The sequence below is a fragment of the Caballeronia glathei genome, assembly GCF_000698595.1.
Taxonomy (GTDB): domain Bacteria; phylum Pseudomonadota; class Gammaproteobacteria; order Burkholderiales; family Burkholderiaceae; genus Caballeronia; species Caballeronia glathei.
Genome location: NZ_JFHC01000157.1, coordinates 1 through 4,896, shown reverse-complemented (window position 1 = coordinate 4,896; position 4,896 = coordinate 1). Strand labels below are relative to the sequence as shown.

Genomic DNA, 4,896 nt, shown 5'->3' with positions numbered 1-4,896 from the left:
GACGGTCAGACGAAGGCTGCGCCATGCTGGCTTGGTGCGAATCCGGTCCGGTACCGATCTAACCAAATTCCCGCCGAGATTGACGACCGCACTCACCTTGCCTTCGATCATCGCCTGAAACGCTTCGACGATGGCCATTCCCTTTTTGCGCGGCGGCTCAAAGGAGAACTGCTTCGCTAAGGCGTCGAGTGGCGCAAGCTCGGGTTTCTCGGTGATGCCAACCGTACGCTGGCCCTGGACGTCGAACATGTGTCATGAGAGCACGAGCGTGGGGCTGAAGGAAGCGAAAGGGGTTGGCGTCGGTCTGCTGCCCAGGCCGCAAACGGCAACGGTCCTCGGCGTTGCCCTTAGCCACCCATGCGCGCGTCGATCACCTCGTGCAGCTTGAACAAAGCGAGCTTGAGGTCACCGCCTTCCGCCAGGTGGCGTGCGGTATCGATCTGGTCCTGCTCGAAAGGATCAGGTGCGAGCACGCGTTCCGATTGCCGGACGCGTTGCAGGACGTCCAGGCACGGAAGTTCGGGATAGTCTTCCGGTGCGCCCCGATCGACCTGATTCATCAAGATGGTCCACCGGTCGGACAAATGGTTCACGGTCTCGGGAAAAAACGTACGCATGGTGCCCCCTCTATCGGATCGTACTGCCGTCGCTTCGGTCTGCCGGCACGAGACGACGTCCTACCGCAATTGGGATGCCCGCGCCCCGGGCAAGTGACTGCCGAGGCTGCGACGTGTAGCGGCACCCACCCGGCGCGTGCCACAGGAACGAACGCGCTGATTTGCCGTTGACCTTGTCCGGGCGGCCTCGGGCCGACCTCCGCGGGGATATGTAGCAGACCACCGGTATCTAGCGCCGGCGGAGAAGCAGAGAGTTATTGAAGTGGTCCGAAGCATTCTCGCGTGAAGTGCAGGGGACGAACTGACGCGCTCATCTCTCATGCTGACGGCCGGCCTCTTTTGTATTATTTTCGGCACATCAGACGTTGCTACCAAGGGGCGAATAATGCGTTGGGTCGTCTTTTTGCTGTTCGTGGGCTGCGCGGCGCACACGCATTGGCGCGGCAAGGTTCGTCCCGGTTTCTTCAGACAGCTTTCCGACCATTCGACATTGATGTCGCCGCTCAACGTCTTCGTCTTATCTGTTTTCGCGCGTGCCCTCCACGCCCTTTCTTCAGCCATCGTTTTTTCGGAACTCGCGCCCATCAAGGAGCAATGGGAAATAATCAGACGAGAAGCCGTCGCGCTTCACGAGGCCAGTAAAATCCCCTTGTGTTGCCAGGTATCTCGGGGATCGACTTGCGCGCCGCGCGAGTTCGGCGTGCAACTGTGGTTGAGCCGCCGCGCAGAATTGCCACCCGTCGCGCCGTCGATTACTCGGCCATCATCCGCATCAGTGTGTGGCTGTTGGGTACTACAAGATGAATGGAATTCCCCGACGGGCGTGGTCCCGCTATGATGACGGCTTCATAAATTGCTGTCACGTACCGATGGTCTCTCCTCCCCTTCGCGTGCGCATTAAGCGCAAACCGGTGCGCGGCACACTTTCGCGATATGAGGATCGTGTCGTCGAAGTCCTTGGGGAGGCACGGGGTCAGCGTGTGATGATTCGCTCGATACACCCGGAGGGCATTGAACGCCGAACTGCGGTGACGTGGGTGAACCTGCTGCCATTGGGCGGTCAACTGTTTTAGCCTGCGATTGCTGCCGTCGCATAAAGCTAGGCGCCGGCCGACCCTCCTGATTGACGGCATCCTTAGATGCCTTGCCTGCGGCGACCTGGATGGATTTTGGAGCGGTCATGATCGTATCACCGGTCGTCGAGTTGCGTCTCGAGCACGGGCCCCCCGTGGTCCCGGGCAAGCGATGCATCTTGGCACATCAACGTACGACGGAGCAATATCGACTTTGGCTACTAGCTCGATTCGCGCAGATGGCTGGGCAGATCCATCTGTTGGTGAAGAATCCGGATGACGTCGACCGTCTCGGCTGTGGTCTTGAAGAACAGGACGTGCATGCCAACGACCGCTTTTCGATATCCGGGCCGAATGTCTTCCGCCGATTGGCTGACCTGAGTGCCTGCAGCAAGTCCGATGACCGTGTCTTGGATGATCCTGATGTACCGTTCAGCTTGGCTAAGGCCCCACTTTTTGCTTGTGTAATCCCAGATTTCGTCAAGATCCCGCTCGGCTGCCGGCGAAAGGACGTAGCCCTTCATGCCGGCGATTTCCGCTTGCGAGCGATAAATGCGTCAAAGTCAAAAGGCCTTGAAGGACCGGACCGTTCACCTTCCTCAAGCGCAAATCGGAGCGCCTCGAGCTTGGTCTCTTGCTCTTCGAGCAGGCGCAAGCCAGCGCGCACCACGTCGCTCGCGGTGCTATACCGGCCGGCACGGACGCGTTCGTCGACAAACTCTGCAAAGTGGTCCCCCAGGGAGACGGACGTGTTTTTTGACATGAACGCGTTCCTCCAGATTCAGTGCATCATGATACCAAAAATTGGTATCAGGCGTCATGAATGCTCGCGTGCCCGAATCGAGTCCCGGCTGGCTCCCTCCAACAACCGGATCGCGCGCTCCAGACACGTCTGTCGTGAAGCTGCGGTGGACAGCGTCGGGGCAAAAGGCGGTTTTTCGATGATCAACAGCCGCGCCGGAAACCACGCGAGAGCGGTCGGCAAAGCGACGCGGCGACGGCCACGCGAGCTTGGTCGGCAGTGGCCACGCTTCCAACCCCTTCGTCCGTAGCGCGCCTCTGCCAATCCAGGTCAGCGGCGCGGGAACACGGCGCCACGCCTCGATGCGTTCGACCGCCCAACGGGCCGGACGTCCAATCACCCGCAGGCAGCCACAGGCGGGACGACGAGGGGTGATGCGCCTGCCTGGGTCGCTTTCCCCGAAGGTCATTGCTATTTCCGCGGATGCTATCGCCCGACGCACAAATGACTGCCAAATCGCAAACGCTCGGTACAGGCGGGCATGGCAAGGAGGCGTGAAAAAGGCCGCCAGGCTCACGACTGGCGGCCGCTAAAGACCAACGCTGTGAGCTCGCCATGCAAAACGAGCTCATTTCCAGTATGGCAAAAAAGCGCACGGATGCAAATGGCTACTGGTGCAATTTTCCAGTTTCGTTTTGCGCTCGGGCTACTTTTATCAGTCGATAAATGCGAAGGCAAGGAGTTTCCCGACGCTGCAGTACCGCGAACGTTAGCGGAACAACATAGGGAAAGACAACTCCACGACCTCACGACGCCAAAGAGGATCAGCGCGGCGAGTAGCAACGCTGTACCCGCCGTGATCAGTCGATCGTGGCGGCTGCGCTGCCTCAGCTTTTCCTCGATCTAGCGCTGTATGCGGCGAGCCGCCACGCTGCATAAATCGCTGCTTTCGGCCAAATCCCCGCTTCCAAGTTTGTCATGCTCGTGGGCATGGGGGATCGCACGGAGCAATTCGTAGTGCAAAGTTTATCTGGCGCGCAACGGCAGGAAATAGTCCTTTTTGAATTTTTGAGACGGTGCTGCTGATGTTTGCGCCCGACGCTCCCGAAGCCGACGCGGTGGGACCGTCCGCGTTCGGCATGCGCCCTCTGTGTGTCAGTTTGTCCCTGCGGTACGGTGACGTCGCCGGTTGCGAATAATTTCGTCGATTGCGCCGCCTCCTGTTGTACCAGGCTGCGGTCACCTCCGCTCGGCTAGGTGGTCCTGTTGCGCCGTCACGTCAATGCATGTTGAGAAGGTCGACCGAGTGGAAAAATAGTCGGCGAGGGCGCCGGCTACCCTGTCGGCGGAGCCGCTCAGTTGTGGCTATTGGCTTCTGGATGGATGGTCAGCGGGTGCTGGGTTGCTGGCGGGCGGACGTCCGGTTTTTGTGCTTTCGGTCTGCGCTGCGCCACGGTTCGGAGAAGGCTTTTTCTTGGCAAGTGGTTGTCCCACCAATTGGCTAGTCACCCCGACGGTCCCCAGTTTCCAATCGCGTGCGCCGATCAGCATTGGTGGTTACAGACAGATGGCACCGACTATCGCTGCGGTGATCTTCATGGTCCTTCAAGGAGCCGCCGTTGGCTTGTCGTCGGCCCGATCTGCCGCGTCCCTTCAGATCCTCCTTTGCATCTCCAACGTCTTTACGCGCCTCGCCCTCTACTTGCTGAGCGTCGCCCTTTCGTTCCTGCGCGGGATCGTCGGTCATTTGTCCGACCAGAATTCATGAACGGAGAAGAACATGATGAAGGCTTTCGGTATATTGGCTTTGGCAGCCGATGTTCCCGACTGTCACGGCGGCGCCCTACGATTTTGGCTACGGTTAAGAGTCGGTACCGGCGTACGAATATGGTCCCCGGCTATTACCCGCCGCGACTAACACAGGCATCGGGGTCGGCGGCGGCCGCTTCGGCGGGGGCAGCGCGGGCGCTTCGTGCTGGTGCTCCTGAGGGACCTCAAGCTCTAGCGAGTGGCCCAGAGGCGTCCTGCGTGAAATCGACAGACTCCTCCCACCAGTGTCCGGAACCTGACCTGCGAACGTGCGCGCCCGACGGCATGGGAATGTGGGCACACGAAACGGTCGCTGAAGCACGTAGCCAGCGGGAGGTCCCAACCACTGCTTGCTACCGGCAGGCATTTGTGAAGAGATTCCTCGTGAAATCAGGGATGAATATTCTTCAGATGTACGTCGTCGGCAAGCCCTTTCCCCCTTCGACTCAGGTAGCCGCGCCGGCCGCAGTCCTCCTTCCTGGACAACCAAGAGGGTCGCGCCTGCCGATGGTTCGCTGAACTTCTTCAGGCGGCTCTCCCGGCGTGCAGACGGCCTATTATGAAATCACCGAGGTGTGTCACTACACCGCTAAGTAGGAAGGAGCGAAACATGGCCAGGCAGAAGAGTGAATCCGTCTATCGTGTCACGGAAATC

The 4,896-nt window shown here is 59.7% G+C and carries 5 protein-coding genes and 1 pseudogene; 2 read left to right on the top strand and 4 right to left on the bottom strand.

All coding sequences use genetic code 11. The features are described from left to right. Together BG61_RS37585 and BG61_RS37580 are read right to left on the bottom strand one after the other, a co-directional pair. Positions 1–243, bottom strand: a pseudogene (locus BG61_RS37585) (FdhF/YdeP family oxidoreductase); the annotation flags it as partial. A gap of 104 nt (positions 244–347) precedes the next feature. After that, positions 348–560: a hypothetical protein gene (locus tag BG61_RS37580; RefSeq protein WP_233469259.1), complete on the bottom strand. Its 213-nt coding sequence runs from the start codon at positions 558–560 to the stop codon at positions 348–350. Positions 561–936: 376 nt separating this feature from the next. On the opposite strand from BG61_RS37580, the gene BG61_RS43635 reads away from it, so the two are divergent. Beyond that, positions 937–1,455 carry a hypothetical protein gene (locus BG61_RS43635; RefSeq protein ID WP_174479764.1) on the top strand — a complete coding sequence of 173 codons (519 nt, stop codon included), beginning with the start codon at positions 937–939 and terminating at the stop codon, positions 1,453–1,455. 456 nt (positions 1,456–1,911) lie between these two features. Here BG61_RS43635 and BG61_RS37575 read toward each other — a convergent pair whose 3' ends face one another. Beyond that, positions 1,912–2,214, bottom strand: coding sequence for a type II toxin-antitoxin system RelE/ParE family toxin (locus BG61_RS37575; RefSeq protein ID WP_035943240.1), 303 nt, complete (start codon positions 2,212–2,214; stop codon positions 1,912–1,914). Then, positions 2,211–2,453: a type II toxin-antitoxin system ParD family antitoxin gene (locus BG61_RS37570; RefSeq protein ID WP_035943238.1), complete on the bottom strand. Its 243-nt coding sequence runs from the start codon at positions 2,451–2,453 to the stop codon at positions 2,211–2,213. The genes BG61_RS37575 and BG61_RS37570 overlap by 4 nt, the downstream gene beginning before the upstream one ends. A 1,546-nt stretch (positions 2,454–3,999) precedes the next feature. Here BG61_RS37570 and BG61_RS45190 point away from each other — a divergent pair. After that, positions 4,000–4,200 carry a hypothetical protein gene (locus BG61_RS45190; RefSeq protein ID WP_035943236.1) on the top strand — a complete coding sequence of 67 codons (201 nt, stop codon included), beginning with the start codon at positions 4,000–4,002 and terminating at the stop codon, positions 4,198–4,200. Positions 4,201–4,896 lie beyond the last annotated feature (696 nt).

Excerpts from the sequence above, each read along its gene's own strand:
- BG61_RS37580 (WP_233469259.1), bottom strand. The coding sequence starts at position 560 with ATGAATCAGGTCGATCGGGGCGCACCGGAAGACTATCCCGAACTTCCG.
- BG61_RS43635 (WP_174479764.1), top strand. The coding sequence starts at position 937 with ATGCTGACGGCCGGCCTCTTTTGTATTATTTTCGGCACATCAGACGTT.
- BG61_RS37575 (WP_035943240.1), bottom strand. The coding sequence starts at position 2,214 with ATGAAGGGCTACGTCCTTTCGCCGGCAGCCGAGCGGGATCTTGACGAA.
- BG61_RS37570 (WP_035943238.1), bottom strand. The coding sequence starts at position 2,453 with ATGTCAAAAAACACGTCCGTCTCCCTGGGGGACCACTTTGCAGAGTTT.
- BG61_RS45190 (WP_035943236.1), top strand. The coding sequence starts at position 4,000 with ATGGCACCGACTATCGCTGCGGTGATCTTCATGGTCCTTCAAGGAGCC.